The sequence below is a fragment of the Mesorhizobium sp. M7A.F.Ca.CA.004.04.2.1 genome (assembly GCF_004022825.1).
In the GTDB taxonomy this organism is placed as follows: domain Bacteria; phylum Pseudomonadota; class Alphaproteobacteria; order Rhizobiales; family Rhizobiaceae; genus Mesorhizobium.
Genome location: NZ_RZPH01001375.1, coordinates 1 through 1,212, shown reverse-complemented (window position 1 = coordinate 1,212; position 1,212 = coordinate 1). Strand labels below are relative to the sequence as shown.

General features: G+C 65.5%; 1 protein-coding gene. It reads left to right on the top strand.

Annotated features, from left to right (window positions below):
- A complete protein-coding gene (locus EN893_RS34680; RefSeq protein WP_128362195.1) occupies positions 1–1,155 on the top strand; it encodes an MFS transporter in 1,155 nt (384 codons plus the stop codon).
- Positions 1,156–1,212 lie beyond the last annotated feature (57 nt).

The window sequence follows — 1,212 nt, the reverse complement described above, 5'->3', positions numbered from 1 at the left end:
CTGACTGCCAGTCGCGGACGATGGGCGCTCGCGGCCATTTTTCTCGCCAACGGCTTCCTGACGGGCAGCTGGGCGCCGCAGATCCCGGTGTTCCTGACCCGGCTGGAGATTTCGAAGTTCACGCTCGGCCTGCTGATTCTCTTATTCGGCGTCGGTGCCGTCGTCGCGATGACCTGGTGCGGCCATTTGATCTCCAGACATGGCTCGCGCACCGTACTGCGCTGGTTCGCCCTGTGCGGCAGCCTCGGTCTGATGGTCGTGGCGCTGGCGCCCAACGTACCGCTGGCGGCCGCGGCCATGATCATCTTCGGCGGCTCGATCGGTGGCATGGACGTTGCCATGAATGCCAATGCCGTGGTGGTCGAACGGCGGCTCTCCCGCGCCGTCATGTCGTCCTCGCACGGCTTCTGGAGTCTCGGCGGCTTCGCCGGCGGCGGCCTCGGCGGCTTTGCCATCCAGCACTACGGCCACCTCGCCCACGCGGCGGCGGTAACGGTGTTTGCCTCCGGGGTGATCGCGGTGGCCGTTCGCCATCTCCTCACCGAAGACAGACCGCAGGCGGCAGAGCACCACAAATTCGCACTGCCGGCAAACCCGCTGGTTTATCTGATCGGACTGATGGCGCTGCTGGCGATGATCTCCGAAGGCGCGGTGCTCGACTGGGCAGCCCTGTATCTGCGCCAGGAGCTCGGCGCCGATCTTGCCGTTGCCGGCCTCGCCTACGCCGGATTTTCGGGCGTCATGGCGGTTACGCGGTTCTTCGGCGACGGCATACGCAATCGCTTCGGCGCGGTGACGACGCTTCGCGTGTCGGCCCTCGTAGCCGCGGTCGGCATGCTGGTGGCTGGCCTGGCGCCCTCGCCCTGGCTCGCCATTGCAGCCTTTGCCTTTTGCGGCTTCGGCATCGCCAATATGGTGCCGATCATCTTTTCGGCCGGCGGCAACCAGGAAGGCATGTCTTCTGGCACCGGCATGAGCGTGGTCACCACTATCGGATACTGTGGCATACTGGTGGCGCCGTCGGCGATCGGCTTCGTTGCCGAGCACTCCAGCTTTGGCCCGATCTTCATCACCATGTCGGGACTGCTGATCATCGTGTTGCTGATGGCCGGGCTCGCTCACCGCGCCGAATTCGCGCCAGCACCCGCCGAATAGCGTTTCAGCTCCTCGTGGAGAAAATCCACCACCCGGCGGATGCGCACGCTGGTACGC